Raw genomic sequence first — 18,342 nt, 5'->3', positions numbered from 1 at the left:
GGGCCCGTTTTGTTGCCGCCAACTCCATGGTCAACTCGGGCAGTCCCCGGCCCGGCGGTGCCACGCCGCGCCCGCGAGGGGGCACCGGACGGCTCCCGTGTCGGGGCACCGGGCGGCGCCGGCGGACCGGACGGCGGCGTCGGCTCCGTCGGCGGACCGTCACCGGGCCGGCGTAGCGCGGCGAGCCCGGCCGCCAGCAGGCCCAGCGCGACGGTCGCGACCGCGCACACCAGCAGCGTGGGCCGCGCGCCCAGCGCGGCCGTCGACGGGCCGCCCAGCATCGTGCCCAGCGGCACCGCCAGCACCGTGACCGCGCCGTTGGCGGCCAGCACCCGGGGCAGCTCCGCCGTGCCGGCGCGGCGCTGGAACAACGCGGTCGCGGTCGGCAGGTAGGGCGCCCAGACCAGGCCGGCCACGGCGAACACCGGCAGCGACACCGCGACCGGCGCACCCAGGCCCAGCGGCAGCAACGCGGCCCCGAACGCCACCACGATGCCGAGCAGCACGGGTCGCAGCGGTCGGTCCCGCAGGTGACCGGTGAGCAGCCCGCCGAGCAGCGACCCGACGCCGAACGCGGTGTAGTAGCCGCCCAGCGTCGCGGCGGACGCGTGCAGGTCCTCGGTCACGTGCACCGGCATGGCCACGTAGAACGGTCCGAACAGGAAGAAGAACCCGCAGCTCAACGCCACCAGGCCGAGCAGCGACCGGTCCCGGCCGATGACCCGGAAACCGGAGGTACGCGACGGGCCGGCCCCCGCCGCCCGGCCCGCCCGCCGACGCCCGGCCGGGACCGCGAGCCGGTAGCTGACCGCCAGCACCGCGAAACTGGCCGCGTCCACCGCGAGCACCCACACCGCGCCCACCCCGGCGATGAGCAGCCCCGCCAGCGGCGGGCCGACGACGGTGGCCGCCTGCCCGAACAGCCCGAGCAGCGCGTTGCCGGCCAGGTGGTGCCGCTGCGGCAGCAACTCGGCCACCAGCGTGAACCGGCCGGCCGACCCCCACGGGTGCAGCAGCGAGGAGACGGCGAGCAACGCCACGTACAGCCCGACATCCAGCAGGCCAGCGACGTGCGCGACCGGGATCGCGCCCAACGCCAGCGCCCGCAGCGTGGCGTCCCAGCCGGCGAGCTGCGCCCCGCTCCGCCCGCCCAGCACGCGCCCCAACAGCACCGCGCCGGCCGCGCCCGGCAACGTGTACGCGGCCATCGCGAACGCCGTCCACGTGCCGCGCTGTCCGGCCGGCGCGAGTTCGAGCGCCAGCCACGTCACCGCGACCAGGGCCAGCCCGTCGCCGAGCGCGGACACCGCGAGCCCGGGGAGCAGGCGACGCAGCACGGGGTGGGCGAGGACCGGGCGGTACGGGAGGAGCGGCATGGCTCCCACCCGACCGCACCCGGGGGTCTCAACTCAACGAAGTTGCCCCAGGGCAGAAGAACCGCACTCGGTGGCGTCGTACGGGTCACGGGCGGCCAGAGCCCCGGCCTCCGACACCCCGAGGCGACGGCCGACCCGCCGCCGCGCCCGCACCTGGGCACGCGTGCGGGGCCGGAACTTCGGCTGCCGCCCGCAACCGCACACCTCGAAACCCTCGTACCGCAGGCCCGCCCCGAGCACCGCCGCGACCGCCGCCCAACCGGAGTCGTTACGCCGACGGGGTGCCGCGAAGTCGTGCCCGGCGAACACCATCGGCCGCCGGCACGACGTGCAGCGGTGCGTCGCGTCGTCCCAGGCGTACTTGTGGCTGCGACGGCACGGCACGCACACGTAGTGGACCCGGTAGAAGGTCATGGCGTACCGGCACATGCCGGCAGCGTAGCGGCGCGACGGGCGAAGGTCGCGGCGGTTTCCGCGCCTACCGGTAGTTGGTGAACTGGAGCGCGACCCCGAAGTCCTCGCCCTTGAGCAGCGAGATGACGGCCTGGAGGTCGTCCTTCTTCTTGCCGGTGACGCGGAGCTGGTCGCCCTGGATCTGCGCCTGCACGCCCTTCGGGCCCTCGTCGCGGATCTTCTTGCTGATCGCCTTCGCCTTGTCGGTGTCGATGCCCTGGATCACCTTGGCGTCGATCTTGAAGATCTTGCCGGACGCACGCGGGTCGCCGGCGTCCAGCGACTTCATCGAGATGTTCCGCTTGACCAGCTTCTCCTTGAAGACGTCCAGCGCGGCGCGCACCCGCTCCTCGGTCTCCGCCTGGAGGCTGATCGCCTCCTCGCCCGACCAGGAGATCTCGGCCCCGGTGCCGCGGAAGTCGAACCGCGTCGCGAGCTCCTTCTCCGCCTGGCGGAGGGCGTTGTCGACCTCCTGCCGGTCAACCTTGCTCACGATGTCGAACGACGGGTTCGCTGCCATGCTCATGCTCCTGCTGTCCGGCGATGTGTCCTGATCCGTCCCGCACTGACCAGCGTGGGACCCCCTGACGGTACCCCGTTGCGCAGGGGCCGGGGACAACCGCTATCCTTGCTTCCGCTGCCGCGTTGCGACGCGGTGGGTGCCCTGGCGGGTTGCCCGAGCGGCCAATGGGAGCGGACTGTAAATCCGTCGCGAAAGCTTCAGAGGTTCGAATCCTCTACCCGCCACCAGGTGCAGATGCGGCCCCTGACCAGCAGAGATGCTGATCGGGGGCCGTTTTCGTTGATCTAGCGGAGTCCGGCTGGGTCCAGCCGTTGACGACTGGTTGTGGGCAGATGGTGGGCAGGTCGATCTTGCTGCTGAGGGCTCTTCTGGGGCTGCGAACGCCCTAGTCCGGTCTAGTCCGGTCTGGCGGAGTCCGTGGGTGTAGCGATCGGCTGAGGGGGCCGCGGTGAGGTGTCGCCGGCTGTGGGAGAGGGACCGGGGCAAGCCAGTCCCGGGTTGGACTGGCGCGGCAGTCGGAAGCCCTGACCGACGGCGACACCAAGGCCATCCGACGCACGACCACGTAGCCAGTCCGTAGCATCAAAGGCCAGCGACCGCGGATCGCTACCTCAGTTTCCTAGACCACCCGTCGCGCATCACCTGACGGATCACCATCGACTCGCCCTCGTTTCTCGCCCCCGTGCCGTGGCAACTATGGCTTCCACGCGCAACGTGCTCGGGTACGCCGTCGACCACGAGAAGATCGAATACCGCCGGGGTCGCCTGGTGCTCGCTGGCACCTCGCCGCGGGCCGGTTCGCACTGGACGGACGACGGCGGTTCGCACGAGCGGCGCGGTCTCAAGCACCGGGGGAGGGCCGAGACCCGGACGGCCCCGATCCCGCCCCGGCTCGTCGAGCTGCTGTGCGTGCACGTCGACAACCACGGCGTAGGTCCGGAGGGTCGGTTCTTCCGGGGCCTCCATGGCGGGCCGCTCTCCGAGTCGGTCCACGACCGGTGGTGGAACCTCGCCCGTGAGAATGCTCTGACCGAACCCCAGGTCGCGTCCGCCGGCCCTACGACCTGCGGCACGCGGCAGCCTCGCTCTGGCTGAATGCCGGCGTCCCGCCGACCGAGGTCGCCCGGCGCCTGGGCCACGGCGTCGCCGTCCTCCTCCGCGTCTACGCCAACTGCATCGACGGGGGAGACGACACCATGAACGACAAGAATGGCGACGCGCTCGGATGACCCGTGGTGGTTCAACCCTCTTCCCTGCCGGCGCTGATCTCGTCGACCAGCCGGCAAGCTTCGGCGATGACCTCCGCATCGAGATCCCCGGGCTGGGTGCTGGTCTGATTGTGCACCTCGTGGACGGCCTCGACGTACTCGTAGGCGCTCTCAAGGTTGATGAGTTCGCCTGCCAGGGGAGTGCCTGCGTAGGTGATGAACTGGGAGACCCAGGACGTGAGTTCGCGCGGTGTGATCGTCTTGGCGAGCAGTCGTCGCGCCATGATGCGGAGGACTTCCTCTTCGGCCTTCCGGCTGTCCTCCCCGTAGTAGGTCAGCGAGAGTTCGGCGAACGCATCAGCCAGCCACCGGCGCAGCTCGTCATCCTCGCTGCCCTTCACCGGGGAGACGCCGGCCAGAATCCGGAGGGTCGGACTGTCGATGCCTGCCACCAGGCAGTCGCAGGCGGCCCTGACCACGTCAACCGCAGTCGCGGAGCCGATGCGCCAGAAGGCGGCGGTGCCTTGGAGGTTGGCAAGAGCCTCTTCGCCGGTCATCGACACATGATCGGTCTGCCAGCCGGAGATGTCGCGGAGATATCGGGCGTCGGACCGGCGGAGTGGGCAGATCGGTGGGCGTGGACAGATGGCGGGCCGCAGACCGGTAGACGCTGGCCAGCGGGCAAGAATCAGCAGGTCACGTGGCCTCTGCCGGGCAAGATCGCCGACGCCCTGTCAATGCTGATCGGGGCCGTTTCGTCGGACTGGAAACTAGGGTCGGAGTACGCCTGACTGGCAATGGACGGGTCGCACGCTATATCGGTGATCGCGTTCATCCAACTTGCTCGCGCCGCCGTACCGCTGGAAGAGCTATAGAGCCGAGAAGGGGCATGCCTTCCCTGGCAAGCCCCTTCTCGGATGTCGAGCTCAGTTGCGGGAGCCGCCCTTGACGAACTCGACGAAGGATCCCCAGTGCGTCGCGCTGAACGTCAGCGACGGGCCAGCGACGTCCTTGCTGTCGCGCACGCCCACGACGCCCGGAAGATCGTCGGCAACCTCGACGCAGTTGCCCTCGTTGCCGCTGTAGCTGCTCTTGCGCCAGCGGGCCGTGGCCATCTCAGTCATCGTAAGTCTCCTTGATCAGGGCGCCCACCAGATCCTCGGAGGCGCGTTCGTCCAGGGCAAGGTCCCACAGAGTCTCCCAAGCCGACGAGTAAGTCTCTACCTCGCTCGGCCGATCGAGATAGATGCTGCCGGTCATCGACTCGCCGTAGACGGTGCTGGGCTCGGCGGGACGAGTGCCCTTCGCGGGAAAGTCGAGCAGCACGAAGTTGCCGGCGACGGACGCCCGGTGCGGGCCGATGTTTGTCGGCAGCACCCGGACCTTGATGTTCGCTGCCTGGGCCACGTTGACCAGGTAGGCCAACTGGGCGCGCCAGGCTTCCAGGTCGCCGATCGGCCGATGGAGGACAGCCTCGTCGACGATCGTTTCGAAGAGCGGTGCTGCCGGACTCTTCCGGGCGAGAAGCTTCTGCCGCTCCATCCGGAGCGCGACTTTCTGCGCCACCTCCTGCGGCGTCCGGCCCGGTTTGGTCTCGAAGACCGCCGACATGTACTCGGGCGTCTGGAGCAGCCCCGGGATCAGGTTCGGCTCGTACTGTCGGATGTGGGAGGCCGCCGCCTCCATCCCCACGTACAACTCGAACCAGGCGGGGATCACATCGCCGTATGCGTGCCACCAGCCTCGGCTCTTGCTCTCTCGGGCGAGCGAGACGAGGACTTCGGTCAGGTCGGCCGAGGTGCCGTAGAGCTGGCACATGAGGTTCACGTCGTGGGTGCGCAGCGACGTGTGGCCGGCCTCCAGCCGGTACATCTTCGCCCGTGACCACTCCAGCGTCTTCGCGGCGGCTTCCAGGTTGATGCCGGCTTCCTCGCGGGCCTGCCGCAGCAGCCGGCCGAGTTGTCGACGCGGGACGGAAGATCCCGTCTCGGCCATCTGATCCCCAATCTCACCTCAGATGTCTATGTGTCTCACTTCAGCCACCCTGCACGCCCGGATGGCACGACGTCAATCTCGATGTCTGAAACCCGCGATGAGATGTTGCAGTGACGGTGCCACTACGCCACGTTGGCAGCCGAAGGGGTCGGTTGACGATTCGCCGGAGGTGCGCGATGCCCCGCTGGAAGTGGTTCCACCGCAGCAACGAGCCGGTCGATGTGGTGCAGCGGCCGACCGACAACGAGCGCCCTGGCCAAATCGGGAAGCGGAACGACGGCGCCAAGGTCCTACCGTTGGTCCGCTCTCCAGCGACCCGGGCCGCTCAGGCGCGAACAGAAAATGCCGAGAAGCGTCGTAACGGTGGCGAGCCATGAGACCGGAGCGGAGACCGGACACGCCCCTCATCGTGGCGGTGTCCTGGGCCGTCATCGACTACCACGTGGCGTACACCTGCTCGCGCTGCCGGCCGTACGGATGGTGTCCCCGGGTGGTCGTCGCCCGCGCCCGCATCCGCGCCTGGCGCAAGGCTGTTGAGCAGTGACGGAGCTGAAGCCCGGCGTGCTGCTCCTCGTCGGCAGGGCGGCGGGCGTCCAGTTCGTGAGGCCGTTCCACTTCCGGCTGATCCGCGTCCTCGACTGGAGCGCCTACGACGGGTGGACGTGGCTGGACGGCTACCAGCTCGACGAGCAGGGCGACGCCGTGTCGCGTCGGTCGATCTTCGTCAAGCGGTGCGGGTTGAGCGCAGTCTCCACTTCTCCACAACGAATCAGAGTGCTGGGGATGAGGCCGGTTCCGGCCAGCCGCCCCCACCGCCCGGCGCGGGAACGAACGGGAAGGAGGACGGGCTGATGGTGCGTGGTTGGCGGGAACACCCGCTCCCGGATGAACCTCGACGAGGCCCGGGTTGCCGTGCACCGGGAGCAGATGCTCGCCGAGGTCAGGGCATCGCGGCCGGAGCCACCACCCCATCCGATCGACCGCACCCACGGGCCGGGTCGGGAGGACCCGCGATGACCACTGACCGCACGCCCGAGTTGGTCGGCGTGCCCGCCGATCGTCTGCACCGCCGCTTCCTGGGTTGGGCGCGGTGAGCATCCTTCGGGCCGGCGACGAGAAGTTCCACTACAGCGACGGCTCGCACCGGTGGATCCCGCCGGACCCGGACTACGACCAGGAGGTCTGGGACGAGCAGGTACGCCAGCACAAGCAGGGCCACCTGAGGAACGAGCGCCCGCAGGTCCGCATCCAACGCCTGGCATGAGGCCAGCGCCCACGCACCCATGGCGTTCCACTCACGGTCGTCTGGGAGCGCGACTGGAGCGCCATGGGTGTCTGACGAGAAGTTCCACTGCGGCGACGGCTCGCCGGACCCGGACTGCGACTGGGAGGTCTGGGACGAGCAGGTACGCCAGCACAAGCAGGGCCACCTGAGGAACGAACGCCCGCAGGTCCGCATCCAACGCCTGGCATGAGGCCAGCGCCCACGCACCCATGGCGTTCCACCCACCGGCCGGGTGGTCCTCGGGTGGAACGCCATGGGTGCATCAAGGCGCCGGAGACACCCATGGCGTTCCACTCACGGTCGTCCGGGAGCGCGACTGGAACACCATGGGTGCCTGACGAGAAGTTCCACTGCGGCGACGGCTCGCCGGACCGGACTGCGACCGGGAGGTCTGGGGACGAGCAGGGCCACCTGAGGAACGAACGCCCGACGATCCTCTGAGCGCCGGCGCCCGCCGTACCGGGAAGAGGTCGTACCGTGCGGTCATGCTCTATGTCGGCCTGCTCGGCCTGGTGCTGGTCCACGTGCTGGGCCTCGCCGCGGTCGTCGCCGTCGTCTGCTTCTCGCGGTGGCTGTGGCGGTCGACGCGTCGCGGGGTGGCGGCGCTGCCGGGCCGGCTCCGTGCGGTGCCGGGCCGACTTCGGTCGCTCACGGTCGAGCCGCCGCCGGGGGCGGCCTTCAACGACGCGCGGGACGTGTGGCCGATGCCGGCGGATGACTGAGGCGCAACGGCAGGTGAGGAGGGATGTGTCGGTGATTCGCCAGCGATTGACCCGTATCGCCCTCTGGTGCTCCGGCGAGATATAGGTATGGTGGTCTATGCCCAAGGTCGTCCGCGCCACGGGATGGGGAGCGCGACCGGGTGCAGCGGCCCGATCGTTTCGAGGCCGCCTAGATCAGTTCGCGTTGAAGGTCGGAATACGCAATGGACGGACGACCGCGGGGCCCCTGAGCCCGCTGATCTGGCTACGCGTCCCTCTGGCACCGGGCCGATCGGCGAAACCTTCTCGACGGTCGGATCGGGCCTGTTCCCACCGCTTTCCTGCGTGCGGGCCCTGTGGCACGATCGTGGAACCTCCACCATCCCCGGTGTCCCATCCCCGACAGGAGAGCGAACATGTCTGGTCGAAGACTGGGCCGGCTGCTTGGCTCAATGCTGGTTTTTGCCGCCGTCATGAGTGGCGTCCTGGTCGGCGCAGGGCCGGAGCTCGGCGACATGCAGACCGCAGACGTCATCTGGAACATGCCTGCAACTCGCTGACGATCACCGTCCCGTCCGAGCAGGCGAAGGTCGATCGACGGAAGGGGCGGCATGTCCGCACAGCCCGTCAAGGGTGCGCGGTCCAATGATCACGCTTGGCTGATCACCGGGCCACTCATCCTCTTCGCCATCGTCTGCTCGACGGTGACCGGTCTGATCAGCGACCATCCGTTCGGCGGCTGGCCACTGGCGGCGCTGCTGCTGGTGGCCATGGTCGCCGCCGGGCTTCCGGTGCTCAACTTCACCGTCCGACGCCAGTCGCTCGGTGTGACGATCACCGAGATCCCGCTGGTGCTCGCGTTCTATCTGACGCGTCCGCTGACGGTGGTCGCGATCTATACCGGGGCCGCGATCCTCACCCATCTGTGGCACCGGATGGGCGTGGCGAAGTTCTGGTTCAACGTCGCCCGCGCGGCGGCCGGCTCCTCGCTCGCCGTGCTGGTGTTGCACGTGCTGCCCCCGGTCGAGGGCGTGGGCCCGCGCACCTGGCTGACGTTGTTCACCGCCGCCATCATGGTCAACCTGGTCAGCATCACGTCGGTGGCCGGCGTCTACACGCTGCTCCAGGGCTGGCAGACCGGCCGCGACGCGTTCCGCAGGGCGCCCTCCGCGCTGCTCTCCGCCGGTATCCAGATCGTCGCCGGGCTGATCGTCCTGATCCTGATCACCTCGAACTGGTGGTCGCTGGTCCTGCTGTCCGCGCTGATCACTGCGCTGACGCTGATCTACCGCGCGTACGCGCAGTTCTTCCGGCAGCACCGCACACTCTCCGACATGTACGAGTTGAGCCGCGCGGTCAGCGGCAGCGGCCAGGACGGCACGCTCGCCGACGCCCTGCTGGGCCGCGTCCGGGCGATGCTCCAGGCGGAATACGCGACGCTCTGGCTGCCGGCGCAGCGCCGGCACCCGGAGGTGCTGCTGACCTCCCGGATCGCCGATCCGGGGCTGCTCGACGTGGCGCCCACGCCCGCCGCCCTGCGTGAGCAGGTCCGTCGGGACGGGCAGACGCTGGTGCTCACCCGCGGCGCCGGCGCGGACGGGAAACTGCGCACCGCGCTCACCGAGCAGCGGGTCAAGGACGTCATCGTGGTGCCGCTCCGCTCCGGGCAGGCGGTCGTCGGCACGCTCGAGGTGGCCAACCGGCTCGGCGCCAGCAACTCGTTCAGCCGTACCGACGTGCCGCTGCTGGAGACGGTCGCCGCGCACGCCGCGGTCGCGCTGGAGAACTCCCGCCTGGTCGACCGGCTGCGGCACGACGCCGAGCACGACACGCTGACCAGGCTGCCCAACCGGCGTCGACTCATCGCGGCGGTGGGGGAGGCGGTCAAGATCCGCGCGCCCGGCGAGGTGGTGGCGCTGCTGCTCTTCGACGTCGACCGGCTGCGTCAGGTCAACGAGTCGTTGGGGCACGCGGCCGGCGACAAGGTGCTGGTCGAGGTGGCCGAACGGCTGCGCGCCTGCGCGCCCTCCTCGGCGCTGGTGGGTCGCGCCGGCGGCGACGAGTTCCTGGTGACGCTCCGGCTGGAGGGCGCCGAGGCGGCGCTGGAGCTGGCGGCCCAGCTCCGGGAGCAGATCCGCGACGAGATGGTCTTCGACGCGCTCACCCTGGACGTGGACACCGCCGTCGGCGTGGCCGTCCACCCCGACCACGGTGGGGACGCGGTGGCGCTGCTCCAGCGCGTCGACCTGGCCGCCACCGCGGCGAAGTCGGTGCCGGGCAGCGTGCAGCTCTACAGCCCGGCGCTGGAGTCGCGTTCGCTGCGCCGGCTCGGTCTCGCCGGCGACCTGCAACGGGCGCTGGCGGACGGCGAGCTGGAGGTCTACTTCCAGCCCAAGGTCACGCTGCGGGACCGCCGCCTGGTGGGCGTGGAGTGCCTGGCGCGCTGGGAGCACCCGGCGCACGGCACGGTCTCGCCCGACGACTTCGTGGCGGTGGCCGAGCACACCGGCCAGCTCGGCCGGCTCACCGAGTTCGTGCTGCGGGAGAGCCTGCGGCGCAGCCGCGACTGGAGCCACGGCGAGCAGCCGCTCTCCGTCGCGGTCAACCTCGCCGCCCGTACGCTCAACGACCAGCACTTCCCGGCGCTGGTACGGGACCTGCTGGCGGAGTACGGCGTACCGCCGCAGCGGCTCACCCTGGAGATCACCGAGGCGGGCGTGCTGGACGGCACCGAACGGCCCGTCCCGATCCTGCGCAGCCTCCGCGATCTCGGGGTGCGGCTCTCGGTGGACGACTTCGGCACCGGCAACTCGTCGCTGGCCCAACTGCGCCGGCTGCCGGTGCACGAGGTGAAGGTGGACCGGTCGTTCGTGCAGGGCATGGCGACCGACCCGGGCGACCTGGCCATCGTGAACGCGGTGGTGACGCTTTCCCAGCAGTTCGGCCTGACGGTGGTGGCCGAGGGTGTGGAGAGCGAGCTGACGCTGGAGCTGCTCCAGGACATCGGCTGCGAGATCGGCCAGGGCTTCCTGTTCAGCCGGCCGCTGCCGTACGAGCGTCTGGAGGCGTGGTTCGGCGCCCAGGTCGACCCCGAGGCGGCCGTCGCGGGGGAGCTGCCACGCCTGCGTGTGGTGCCCTGAACAGGCGCGACACCTGTCGGGGGGATCCGATTTCACCTCCGCGACGTGGTCGTGTACTGTTTCCTCTGCGCGACACCCGAAGGGTGATCGAGCAGGCCCCCTTAGCTCAGTCGGCAGAGCGTCTCCATGGTAAGGAGAAGGTCTACGGTTCGATTCCGTAAGGGGGCTCAAAGGGTCCGGCTGGACCCGCCACGGCGGTGTAGCTCAGATGGTAGAGCAAGCGGCTCATAATCGCTGTGTCGCCGGTTCAAGTCCGGCCACCGCTACTCTCGTCCTCCGGTTTGGTCCGGTGGTCGGTGGGATGGGCGCCACAGGGCGCCCACTTTGCATGTCCGCGTGGTCAGCGCGTAAGCTGACACGCCGTAGTTGATGTCCTGAGCGAGGAAGGCACTCCGCCGTGGCGAAGGCGACCGATGTCCGGCCGAAGATCACTTTGGCGTGTGTGGAGTGCAAGGAGCGCAACTACATCACGCGCAAGAACCGCCGTAACGACCCGGACCGCATTGAGATGAAGAAGTTCTGCCCCCGGGACGGCAAGCACACCGTCCACCGCGAGACCCGCTGACGCCCGACCGGCGTCGCCGGTCCGCAGCAGCTTCCGTACGCCGATCCGTCCCGGTCGACGGCCTGAGAAGGCCGCCCGACCGCGCGGATCGGCGTTCGTGTTTCCGTGTAGGTTCGCGGCATGTCCCTGGACCCGTCCTTCGTCGGCCGGACCTATCCGCCGACCGCCCCCTACCTGGTGGGCCGAGAAAAGATCCGCGAGTTCGCCACCGCCGTCGGCGCGACCGACCCGGTGCACCACGACCCGGAGGCGGCCCGCGCGCTCGGCCACCCCGACGTGGTCGCGCCGCCGACCTTCCCGGTGATCGTCACCATGGCGGCCAGCCGGCAGATCATCGAGGACCCGGCGCTGGGCGTCGACTACAGCCGGGTGGTCCACGGCGACCAGCGGTTCGCGTACACCCGGCCGGTGGTGGCCGGCGACGAGCTGGTGTGCGTCAACGTCATCGAGGACGTCACCAGCCGCGGCGGGCACGGTTTCCTGACCACCCGCACCGACGTGAGCACCGTGGCCGGTGAGCCGGTGGTCGCGGTCTGGTCCAAGATCGTCGTACGCGGGGAGGCGTGAGCATGGAACTGCCCGTCCAGACGTTCCGGGTGACCCGGGCGGACCTGGTCCGCTACGCGGGCGCCTCGGGGGACTTCAACCCGATCCACTGGAGCGACCGCACCGCCACCGGGGTGGGCCTGCCCGGCGTCATCGCCCACGGCATGTTCACCATGGCCCTGGTGGGCCGCGCGGTCGCCGGCTGGGCCGGCGCGCCGGACGCGGTGGTCGACTTCGGCGTCCGGTTCACCCGGCCGGTGGTCGTCCCGGACACCGACGAGGGCACCGAGATCGAGGTCGCCGCCGTGGTCAAGGAGGTCACCGAGGCGGGCCTGACCAGGCTCGACATCACCGCGACCTGTCGGGGCGAGAAGGTGCTGTCGCAGGCGCGGGCGCTGATCCGGACGACAGGCTGAGAACCGGTCCGACGCGCTGGGGGTGGACCGGTTGGGAAAGTCGCACGACTACCCGTACACTGGTCCGCCGTGGGGCAAGTGACCCCCGCTCGACACAACGTGTCCGGGTGGAGGTGAGTTGCCGCACAGGGGTGTAGCTCAATTGGCAGAGCAGCGGTCTCCAAAACCGCAGGCTGCAGGTTCAAGTCCTGTCACCCCTGCGCCTCAGGCCTGACCGTTCCCGTGGGTCGCGCCGCCGTTCGCGGCGGCGTCCGGCCCGTGGTGGTGGCACCGGTGGGGTGGTTCCGAGGCGTTCGGGGCCCTCCCAGCCGGTCCGCCGGCCGCGGCCCGTCGCGGGACGGTTGGTCCGGCCGGCGTGACCAACACGCCGCGCACGCCGCCCGGCGTGCGACCCCATACCCGCACGGAGGGCGAAGTGGCCGAGAAGAAGCGGCGCGGCGAGGACGACGGCGACGAGCGTCTGAACGACGACGCAACCGTCGACGGCGTGGCCGACGACGACGTGGCCGACGACGCCGCCGACGCGGACGAGCCGGTCTCCCGGGGTGGCACCGCGACCCGTAAGCGGGCCCACGCCGAGCCGGCCGAGGGCCGGAAGACCCGCAAGGACACCGAGCGGATCGGGCTGTTCGCCCGCATCGCGCGGTTCTTCCGCGAGGTCGTGGCCGAGCTGCGTAAGGTCATCTGGCCGACCCGCAAGGAGCTGCTGACCTACACCGCCGTGGTGGTCACCTTCGTGGCGGTGATGCTGGCGATCGTGGCCGGTCTGGACTACGGCTTCGCCAAGGCGGTGCTGTGGGTCTTCGGCAACCCCAGCTGACCTGCGCACAGTAATACTGACGGAAGTGAGCGAGCGTGCCTGAGTACGACGAGACCGCCGAGACCCCGGACGAGCAGTCCGCGGTGGCGACGGCGGCCAACAACGAGTCGGTCGAGGCCGCCAGCGAGCCGGAGTTCCCGACCACCGAGCCGGCGCCGGAGGAAGACTTCGACCCGGTCGCCGAGCTGCGCCAGAAGCTGCGTTACGCGCCCGGCGACTGGTACGTGGTGCACTCGTACGCCGGCTACGAGAACAAGGTCAAGACCAACCTCGAGACCCGGATCACGTCCCTCGACATGGAGGACTACATCTACCAGGTCGAGGTGCCGACCCGGGAAGAGGTCGAGGTCAAGAACGGCAAGCGGTCCCAGGTCCAGGCGAAGGTCTTCCCGGGCTACATCCTGGTCCGGATGGAGCTGACCGCGGAGTCCTACTCCTGCGTCCGGAACACCCCGGGGGTCACCGGCTTCGTCGGCGCCACCGACCGGGCCGACCGGCCGGCGCCGCTGAGCCTCGACGAGGTGCTCAAGTGGCTCGCCCCGGCGGTCGAGACCGAGCAGAAGAAGGCCAAGCCCGAGATCAAGGTCCTCGACTTCGAGGTCGGCGACTCGGTCACCGTCACCGACGGCGCGTTCGCGTCGCTGCCGGCGACGATCAGCGAGATCAACGCCGACCAGCAGAAGCTCAAGGTGCTGGTGTCGATCTTCGGCCGGGAGACCCCGGTCGAGCTGAACTTCAACCAGGTCGCCAAGATCTGACGCACGTCCGCACCGGCGGTCGGCCCACGAGGGTCGGCCGCCGGTGTCGCGTCGGACTGCGCTACTCTTGAACGTCGGCCGTCCGCACCGCGCTGACCGTGCGCGCCCGCGGCGGCGGAGAATCCCAGTTTCAAGCCCCAGGAAGAGACATGCCTCCGAAGAAGAAGCTCGTCAAGACGTTCACGCTTCAGCTGCCGGCGGGCCAGGCCACCCCGGCGCCGCCGGTCGGCCCCGCGCTCGGCCAGCACGGCGTGAACATCATGGAGTTCTGCAAGTCCTACAACGCGCAGACCGAGTCCCAGCGTGGCGACGTCGTCCCCGCCGAGATCAGCGTCTACGAGGACCGCACCTTCACCTTCGTGCTGAAGACCCCGCCCGCCGCCCGGCTGCTGATCAAGGCCGCCGGCGTGCAGAAGGGCTCGGGCGTCCCGCACAAGGAGAAGGTCGGCTCGGTGACCCGCGCCCAGCTGCGCGAGATCGCCGAGAAGAAGATGGCGGACCTCAACGCCAACGACATCGAGCAGGCCGAGAAGATCATCGCCGGCACCGCCCGGTCGATGGGCCTGACCGTCGCCGACTGATCTCGTCGTACCCGCTCCACCCGATCCGTTCGTGGGAGGGCCGCGAGTCCCGCGCGCCCGCCAGAGACCACAGGAGTCACCAGAAATGCAGCGCAGCAAGAGCTACCGCAAGGCCGCCGAGGTCATCGACCGGTCGAAGCTCTACGCCCCCGCCGAGGCCGTCAAGCTGGCCAAGGAGAACACCAACGTCAAGTTCGACGCCACGGTCGAGGTCGCGATGCGCCTCGGCGTCGACCCCCGCAAGGCGGACCAGATGGTCCGCGGCACGGTCAACCTGCCGCACGGCACCGGTAAGACCGCCCGCGTGATCGTCTTCGCCGCCGGCGCGAAGGCCGAGGAGGCCGCCGCCGCGGGTGCGGACGAGGTGGGCACCGACGAGCTGGTCGCCCGTATCCAGGGTGGTTGGCTGGACTTCGACGCGGCGATCGCCACGCCGGACCAGATGGCCAAGATCGGCCGGATCGCGCGGATCCTGGGCCCGCGCGGTCTCATGCCGAACCCGAAGACCGGCACCGTGACCATGGACGTCACCAAGGCCGTCGCGGACATCAAGGGCGGCAAGATCACCTTCCGGGTGGACAAGCACTCCAACCTGCACCTGATCATCGGCAAGGCCTCCTTCTCGGAGAACCAGCTGGTCGACAACTACGCCGCGGTGCTGGACGAGGTGCTCCGCGCCAAGCCGTCCGCGGCCAAGGGCACCTACCTCAAGAAGGTCACCCTGACCACCACCATGGGCCCGGGCGTCCCGGTCGACCCGAAGGTGATCAAGAACCTGCAGGAGGGCTCGGCCGAGGGCTGAGCACGCGCTTCCCGGACGGGGCCCCGCCACCACCACGTGGCGGGGCCCCGTCCGTCTGTCCGTTGTGGCAGGCTCGGCGCATGCGGCTCGACGGCGTCTGGCTCCGCTACCACCGGCACGGCCCGTGGGTGCTGCGAGAGATCGACGCGACAATCGATCCGGGCGAGGTCGCGGTCGTGCTCGGCCGCAACGGCGCGGGCAAGTCCACGCTGCTCCAGCTCGCCGCCGGGGTGCTGCGGCCGAGCCGGGGGCGGGTGGTCGACCGGCCGGCGGCCGTCGGCTGGGTGCCGGAGCGGTTCCCCGCCGACCAGCCGTTCACCGTCGGCGCCTACCTGGCCGCCATGGGCCGCGTCGCCGGCCTGCCCGGTCCCGCCGCCGACCGGGCGGTGCGTCACTGGGTGGAGCGGCTGGGCCTGACCCGCTTCTCCGACGTGCGCCTGCCGCAGCTCTCCAAGGGCACCGCGCAGAAGGTCGGCCTGGCGCAGGCGCTGCTGCGCCCGCCCGGCCTGCTGATCCTCGACGAGCCCTGGGAGGGTCTCGACGCGGCGGCCCGCGAGCTGGTCCCCGAGATGATCGGCGAGGTGCTGGCCGGTGGCGGTGCGGTGCTGGTCAGCGACCACCGGGGCGAGACGGTCCGCCTGCCCGGCGCCCGGCAGTGGTCGGTCACCGACGGCACGCTGACCGAGACGGCCTCGTCCGGGGGCGCAGCCGTCGCGGTGGTCGAGCTGGCGGTGCCGGCCGCGGGGGTCGCCGCCGCCGTCGCCCGCCTGCGCGCCGACGGCCACCACGTCCTTCGGGTACGCGACCACGCCGTCCCCGCCCCCGCCACGCCACCCGGGCCGGGTCTCGGCGACCCGGCGGGCGCCGGGTCCGACGCCGGCCCGGAGACACCGGGTGCCGGCGTCGACCGCTCCGGCGCGACGTCGGAGGTGACCCGGTGATCGCCCTGGTCCGGCTGCGGTTGGCCGGCTTCGTGCGTACCGGACGGGCGCTCGCGCCGGTGCTGGCCGGCCTGCTCGTCCTGGGCATCCTCTACGGCGGCGGTGGCGGGGCCCGGCCGGCGGACGTCTACGGCGTCTCCGCGGTGGTGATCTTCCCGGTGCTGGCCTGGCAGACCAAGATCCTGCTGGACGTCGAACCCGACGTGCAGCGCCGGTTGGCCCGGGTGGTGGTCGGGCCGGCCCGGGAACGGGTGGCCGGCCTGCTCGCGGCGCTGGTGGCCGGGCTCGTCGTGGTGGCGGTCGCGCTGGCGATGCCGTGGCCGCTCGGCGCGGTGTCGGCGGCGAGCGGGCCGGCGGGCCGGCCGGCGCTCGTCGGCGTGGCGCTCGGCCTCTGGGCGCACCTGCTCGCGCTGCCGGCCGCGGTGGCTCTCGGCGCGCTGGCCAGCCGGGCGATCACCCGCAGCGCCGGCTACGGTGCGGCCGTGCTGGCGGTCGGCGCGGTCGGGGTGGTGGTGTGCGGGCTGTCCGACTCGGTGGTGCCGTGGGTGGTCCCACCGGTGATGGCGACCGCGCGGGCGGTCACCGGCCCGGTCCCGCCCGGCACCGGCCTGCTGCTCACCGGCTGGGCGGCGCTGTGGGTGACGGTGGCGCTGGCCGGCTACGCCTGGGGGCGGCGCACCCGCGCCTGACCGCCGGGTGACCGGGCCCACGCGGGGGCGATTTGGCGCGAGTGGCGCGGTCGCGTAACCTGGGGCGGTAGTTCCACCCAAAGACCGCTGGTCACCGTGCCCCGGCACGGTCGAAGGTCCCGCGACGACGGGCGACCCGCGCAGGGCGGCAAGCGAAACTCGGTGTCACGGCACGGTCCGCCGACTGTGCGCGATGATCCCGGCCCTCGCCCCGTGCGCCCCGCGCCGGGGCTTTTTCGTTGTCGTGGTGCCTCCGCCGCCGTCGCGATTCCTCGTCGCCGGCGTACCAGCTCCGAGCAACGAGAGAGGAGGGACATGGCGGACAAGCCGATCCGGGCCGACAAGGCCACGGCCGTCGCCGAGCTGACCGAGAGCTTCCGCACCTCGGGAGCCACCGTGCTCACCGAGTACCGCGGACTGACGGTCTCGCAGCTCACCCAGCTGCGACGCTCGCTCGGCAAGGAGACCAGCTACACGGTCGCGAAGAACACGCTGGCCAAGCGTGCCGCGTCCGATGCGGGCATCTCCGGCCTCGACGAGCTGTTCACCGGTCCTACCGCGCTGACTTTCGTTTCGGGCGACGTCGTCGAGGCGGCGAAGGGGCTTCGCGACTTCGCGAAGGCCAACCCGAAGCTCGTCATCAAGGGCGGTGTCTTCGAGGGCAAGGCCATTTCCGCGGCCGAGGTCACGAAGCTCGCCGACCTGGAGTCCCGCGAGGTGCTGCTGGCCAAGCTGGCCGGCGCCATGAAGGGCAACCTGAGCAAGGCTGCGGCCCTGTTCCAGGCTCCGCTCTCCAAGGCCGCCCGCGCGGCGGCCGCCCTGGCGGACAAGAAGCGCGAGCAGGAGGGCGCCGAGGCGGCCTGAGGCCCCGCGGCGCACCCACGTTCTTAGTTTCCATTTTGAGAAAGGACGCCAGACATGGCGAAGCTCAGCACTGACGAGCTGCTCGACGCGTTCAAGGAGATGACGCTGATCGAGCTCTCCGAGTTCGTGAAGCAGTTCGAGGAGACCTTCGAGGTCACCGCCGCCGCTCCGGTCGCGGTCGCCGCGGCCGGCGGTGCCGGTGGCGCTGCCGCCGCCCCGGCCGAGGAGGAGAAGGACGAGTTCGACGTCATCCTCGACGCCGACGGTGGCAAGAAGATCCAGGTCATCAAGGTCGTGCGTGAGCTGACCGGCCTGGGCCTCAAGGAGGCCAAGGACCTGGTCGAGGCCGCTCCGAAGGCCGTCCTGGAGAAGGCCAACAAGGAGACCGCCGAGAAGGCCAAGGCCAAGCTCGAGGGCGAGGGCGCCAAGGTCACCCTCAAGTGACCTTGTGTTGACCTGACGCGCGTCCGGCTCACGTGAGCCGGGGCACATCGCGTCGCAGCGGGCGGTGATCCGGAAACGGGTCACCGCCCGCTGTCTTGATGTCACCCACTGGAAGCGTCGTGAGCAGGGCGTACAGGTTCCTCGTACCCGCCTCTCAGCGACGCGGGGCCGGTCGCCCGTCGGTGGGAAAGACACTCTGAGCGGTAACCGGCCCTTGACGCGGCACCGGCCGGCA

Annotated in this window: 23 protein-coding genes, 4 tRNA genes and 1 pseudogene; 22 read left to right on the top strand and 6 right to left on the bottom strand. The window is 70.6% G+C overall.

The genetic code is table 11. The annotated features are described in order from the left end of the window. Window positions 1-137: 137 nt before the first annotated feature. The 3 genes and pseudogenes from ACH495_RS07640 to ACH495_RS07630 all read right to left on the bottom strand — a co-directional run. A pseudogene (locus ACH495_RS07640) lies at window positions 138-1,376 on the bottom strand (MFS transporter); the annotation flags it as partial. Window positions 1,377-1,409: 33 nt separating this feature from the next. Next, window positions 1,410-1,805 carry a hypothetical protein gene (locus tag ACH495_RS07635; protein ID WP_396856905.1) on the bottom strand — a complete coding sequence of 132 codons (396 nt, stop codon included), beginning with the start codon at window positions 1,803-1,805 and terminating at the stop codon, window positions 1,410-1,412. A 49-nt stretch (window positions 1,806-1,854) separates the two neighbouring features. After that, entirely contained in the window at window positions 1,855-2,349 is a 495-nt protein-coding gene (locus ACH495_RS07630; protein WP_396856904.1) for a YajQ family cyclic di-GMP-binding protein, read from the bottom strand. 146 nt (window positions 2,350-2,495) lie between these two features. Here ACH495_RS07630 and ACH495_RS07625 point away from each other — a divergent pair. After that, window positions 2,496-2,579: transfer RNA gene (locus ACH495_RS07625), tRNA-Tyr, on the top strand. A 469-nt stretch (window positions 2,580-3,048) separates the two neighbouring features. Further along, window positions 3,049-3,447 carry a hypothetical protein gene (locus tag ACH495_RS07620; RefSeq protein WP_396856903.1) on the top strand — a complete coding sequence of 133 codons (399 nt, stop codon included), beginning with the start codon at window positions 3,049-3,051 and terminating at the stop codon, window positions 3,445-3,447. 145 nt (window positions 3,448-3,592) lie between these two features. Here the strand turns inward: ACH495_RS07620 and ACH495_RS07615 are convergent, their stop codons facing one another. The 3 genes from ACH495_RS07615 to ACH495_RS07605 all read right to left on the bottom strand — a co-directional run bounded on the left by ACH495_RS07615 (window position 3,593) and on the right by ACH495_RS07605 (window position 5,555). Next, on the bottom strand, window positions 3,593-4,117 hold the full coding sequence (locus tag ACH495_RS07615) for a hypothetical protein (RefSeq protein WP_396856902.1): 525 nt from the start codon (window positions 4,115-4,117) through the stop codon (window positions 3,593-3,595). Between the two features lie 369 nt (window positions 4,118-4,486). Next, a complete protein-coding gene (locus ACH495_RS07610; RefSeq protein ID WP_396856901.1) occupies window positions 4,487-4,684 on the bottom strand; it encodes a DUF397 domain-containing protein in 198 nt (65 codons plus the stop codon). Beyond that, window positions 4,677-5,555 carry a helix-turn-helix domain-containing protein gene (locus ACH495_RS07605; protein WP_396856900.1) on the bottom strand — a complete coding sequence of 293 codons (879 nt, stop codon included), beginning with the start codon at window positions 5,553-5,555 and terminating at the stop codon, window positions 4,677-4,679. Before ACH495_RS07605 ends, ACH495_RS07610 begins: the two co-directional genes overlap by 8 nt. A 373-nt stretch (window positions 5,556-5,928) precedes the next feature. On the opposite strand from ACH495_RS07605, the gene ACH495_RS07600 reads away from it, so the two are divergent. From ACH495_RS07600 to rplL, 20 genes are all read left to right on the top strand, one after another. After that, window positions 5,929-6,099 carry a hypothetical protein gene (locus ACH495_RS07600; RefSeq protein WP_396856899.1) on the top strand — a complete coding sequence of 57 codons (171 nt, stop codon included), beginning with the start codon at window positions 5,929-5,931 and terminating at the stop codon, window positions 6,097-6,099. Beyond that, window positions 6,096-6,407 (top strand): hypothetical protein, encoded by a 312-nt coding sequence (locus ACH495_RS07595; protein WP_396856898.1) that lies wholly within the window; start codon window positions 6,096-6,098, stop codon window positions 6,405-6,407. Before ACH495_RS07600 ends, ACH495_RS07595 begins: the two co-directional genes overlap by 4 nt. Window positions 6,408-6,645: 238 nt before the next feature. Beyond that, a complete protein-coding gene (locus tag ACH495_RS07590; RefSeq protein ID WP_396856897.1) occupies window positions 6,646-6,819 on the top strand; it encodes a hypothetical protein in 174 nt (57 codons plus the stop codon). 67 nt (window positions 6,820-6,886) lie between these two features. After that, window positions 6,887-7,030 carry a hypothetical protein gene (locus ACH495_RS07585; RefSeq protein ID WP_396856896.1) on the top strand — a complete coding sequence of 48 codons (144 nt, stop codon included), beginning with the start codon at window positions 6,887-6,889 and terminating at the stop codon, window positions 7,028-7,030. 295 nt (window positions 7,031-7,325) lie between these two features. Continuing rightward, a complete protein-coding gene (locus ACH495_RS07580) occupies window positions 7,326-7,562 on the top strand; it encodes a hypothetical protein (RefSeq protein WP_396856895.1) in 237 nt (78 codons plus the stop codon). Between the two features lie 590 nt (window positions 7,563-8,152). Further along, window positions 8,153-10,681: a putative bifunctional diguanylate cyclase/phosphodiesterase gene (locus tag ACH495_RS07575; RefSeq protein ID WP_396856894.1), complete on the top strand. Its 2,529-nt coding sequence runs from the start codon at window positions 8,153-8,155 to the stop codon at window positions 10,679-10,681. A 95-nt stretch (window positions 10,682-10,776) separates the two neighbouring features. Then, window positions 10,777-10,849: transfer RNA gene (locus tag ACH495_RS07570), tRNA-Thr, on the top strand. A 25-nt stretch (window positions 10,850-10,874) separates the two neighbouring features. Continuing rightward, window positions 10,875-10,947: transfer RNA gene (locus ACH495_RS07565), tRNA-Met, on the top strand. 131 nt (window positions 10,948-11,078) lie between these two features. Continuing rightward, entirely contained in the window at window positions 11,079-11,246 is a 168-nt protein-coding gene (gene rpmG / locus ACH495_RS07560; protein ID WP_396856893.1) for a 50S ribosomal protein L33, read from the top strand. 120 nt (window positions 11,247-11,366) lie between these two features. Further along, window positions 11,367-11,813 carry a MaoC family dehydratase N-terminal domain-containing protein gene (locus ACH495_RS07555; RefSeq protein WP_396856892.1) on the top strand — a complete coding sequence of 149 codons (447 nt, stop codon included), beginning with the start codon at window positions 11,367-11,369 and terminating at the stop codon, window positions 11,811-11,813. A 2-nt stretch (window positions 11,814-11,815) separates the two neighbouring features. Next, window positions 11,816-12,208 carry a MaoC family dehydratase gene (locus ACH495_RS07550; protein ID WP_343445046.1) on the top strand — a complete coding sequence of 131 codons (393 nt, stop codon included), beginning with the start codon at window positions 11,816-11,818 and terminating at the stop codon, window positions 12,206-12,208. A 127-nt stretch (window positions 12,209-12,335) separates the two neighbouring features. Then, window positions 12,336-12,408, top strand: a tRNA-Trp gene (locus ACH495_RS07545). A 215-nt stretch (window positions 12,409-12,623) separates the two neighbouring features. Then, window positions 12,624-13,028, top strand: a complete 405-nt coding sequence (gene secE, locus ACH495_RS07540) for a preprotein translocase subunit SecE (RefSeq protein ID WP_091065734.1) — start codon at window positions 12,624-12,626, stop codon at window positions 13,026-13,028. Window positions 13,029-13,063: 35 nt separating this feature from the next. Next, on the top strand, window positions 13,064-13,786 hold the full coding sequence (gene nusG, locus ACH495_RS07535) for a transcription termination/antitermination protein NusG (protein WP_343445047.1): 723 nt from the start codon (window positions 13,064-13,066) through the stop codon (window positions 13,784-13,786). 149 nt (window positions 13,787-13,935) lie between these two features. Continuing rightward, window positions 13,936-14,367, top strand: coding sequence for a 50S ribosomal protein L11 (gene rplK / locus ACH495_RS07530; protein WP_107157429.1), 432 nt, complete (start codon window positions 13,936-13,938; stop codon window positions 14,365-14,367). Between the two features lie 85 nt (window positions 14,368-14,452). Further along, window positions 14,453-15,169, top strand: coding sequence for a 50S ribosomal protein L1 (gene rplA, locus ACH495_RS07525; protein ID WP_396856891.1), 717 nt, complete (start codon window positions 14,453-14,455; stop codon window positions 15,167-15,169). 80 nt (window positions 15,170-15,249) lie between these two features. Further along, window positions 15,250-16,110: an ATP-binding cassette domain-containing protein gene (locus tag ACH495_RS07520; protein ID WP_396856890.1), complete on the top strand. Its 861-nt coding sequence runs from the start codon at window positions 15,250-15,252 to the stop codon at window positions 16,108-16,110. After that, window positions 16,107-16,799, top strand: a complete 693-nt coding sequence (locus ACH495_RS07515) for a hypothetical protein (RefSeq protein ID WP_396856889.1) — start codon at window positions 16,107-16,109, stop codon at window positions 16,797-16,799. The genes ACH495_RS07520 and ACH495_RS07515 overlap by 4 nt, the downstream gene beginning before the upstream one ends. 315 nt (window positions 16,800-17,114) lie before the next feature. Further along, window positions 17,115-17,663 carry a 50S ribosomal protein L10 gene (gene rplJ, locus ACH495_RS07510; RefSeq protein ID WP_396856888.1) on the top strand — a complete coding sequence of 183 codons (549 nt, stop codon included), beginning with the start codon at window positions 17,115-17,117 and terminating at the stop codon, window positions 17,661-17,663. A 54-nt stretch (window positions 17,664-17,717) separates the two neighbouring features. Next, complete coding sequence (gene rplL, locus ACH495_RS07505) at window positions 17,718-18,107, top strand: 50S ribosomal protein L7/L12 (protein ID WP_089155263.1); 390 nt, start codon at window positions 17,718-17,720, stop codon at window positions 18,105-18,107. Window positions 18,108-18,342 lie beyond the last annotated feature (235 nt).

This window comes from Micromonospora sp. NPDC018662 (genome assembly GCF_044391475.1).
Classification (GTDB): domain Bacteria; phylum Actinomycetota; class Actinomycetes; order Mycobacteriales; family Micromonosporaceae; genus Micromonospora.
The sequence above is the reverse complement of the archived record's forward strand: the minus strand, read 5'-3'. Positions and strand labels throughout refer to the sequence as shown.

Bases quoted from the DNA above. Each gene is read 5' to 3' on its own strand.
- ACH495_RS07605 (WP_396856900.1), bottom strand. From the start codon at position 5,555: ATGGCCGAGACGGGATCTTCCGTCCCGCGTCGACAACTCGGCCGGCTG.
- rplL (WP_089155263.1), top strand. From the start codon at position 17,718: ATGGCGAAGCTCAGCACTGACGAGCTGCTCGACGCGTTCAAGGAGATG.
- rplJ (WP_396856888.1), top strand. From the start codon at position 17,115: ATGGCGGACAAGCCGATCCGGGCCGACAAGGCCACGGCCGTCGCCGAG.
- ACH495_RS07620 (WP_396856903.1), top strand. From the start codon at position 3,049: ATGGCTTCCACGCGCAACGTGCTCGGGTACGCCGTCGACCACGAGAAG.
- ACH495_RS07600 (WP_396856899.1), top strand. From the start codon at position 5,929: ATGAGACCGGAGCGGAGACCGGACACGCCCCTCATCGTGGCGGTGTCC.
- ACH495_RS07520 (WP_396856890.1), top strand. From the start codon at position 15,250: ATGCGGCTCGACGGCGTCTGGCTCCGCTACCACCGGCACGGCCCGTGG.
- ACH495_RS07615 (WP_396856902.1), bottom strand. From the start codon at position 4,117: ATGACCGGCGAAGAGGCTCTTGCCAACCTCCAAGGCACCGCCGCCTTC.
- ACH495_RS07630 (WP_396856904.1), bottom strand. From the start codon at position 2,349: ATGGCAGCGAACCCGTCGTTCGACATCGTGAGCAAGGTTGACCGGCAG.
- rplA (WP_396856891.1), top strand. From the start codon at position 14,453: ATGCAGCGCAGCAAGAGCTACCGCAAGGCCGCCGAGGTCATCGACCGG.
- ACH495_RS07635 (WP_396856905.1), bottom strand. From the start codon at position 1,805: ATGTGCCGGTACGCCATGACCTTCTACCGGGTCCACTACGTGTGCGTG.
- ACH495_RS07580 (WP_396856895.1), top strand. From the start codon at position 7,326: ATGCTCTATGTCGGCCTGCTCGGCCTGGTGCTGGTCCACGTGCTGGGC.
- ACH495_RS07550 (WP_343445046.1), top strand. From the start codon at position 11,816: ATGGAACTGCCCGTCCAGACGTTCCGGGTGACCCGGGCGGACCTGGTC.
- ACH495_RS07575 (WP_396856894.1), top strand. From the start codon at position 8,153: ATGTCCGCACAGCCCGTCAAGGGTGCGCGGTCCAATGATCACGCTTGG.
- ACH495_RS07555 (WP_396856892.1), top strand. From the start codon at position 11,367: ATGTCCCTGGACCCGTCCTTCGTCGGCCGGACCTATCCGCCGACCGCC.
- rplK (WP_107157429.1), top strand. From the start codon at position 13,936: ATGCCTCCGAAGAAGAAGCTCGTCAAGACGTTCACGCTTCAGCTGCCG.
- ACH495_RS07610 (WP_396856901.1), bottom strand. From the start codon at position 4,684: ATGACTGAGATGGCCACGGCCCGCTGGCGCAAGAGCAGCTACAGCGGC.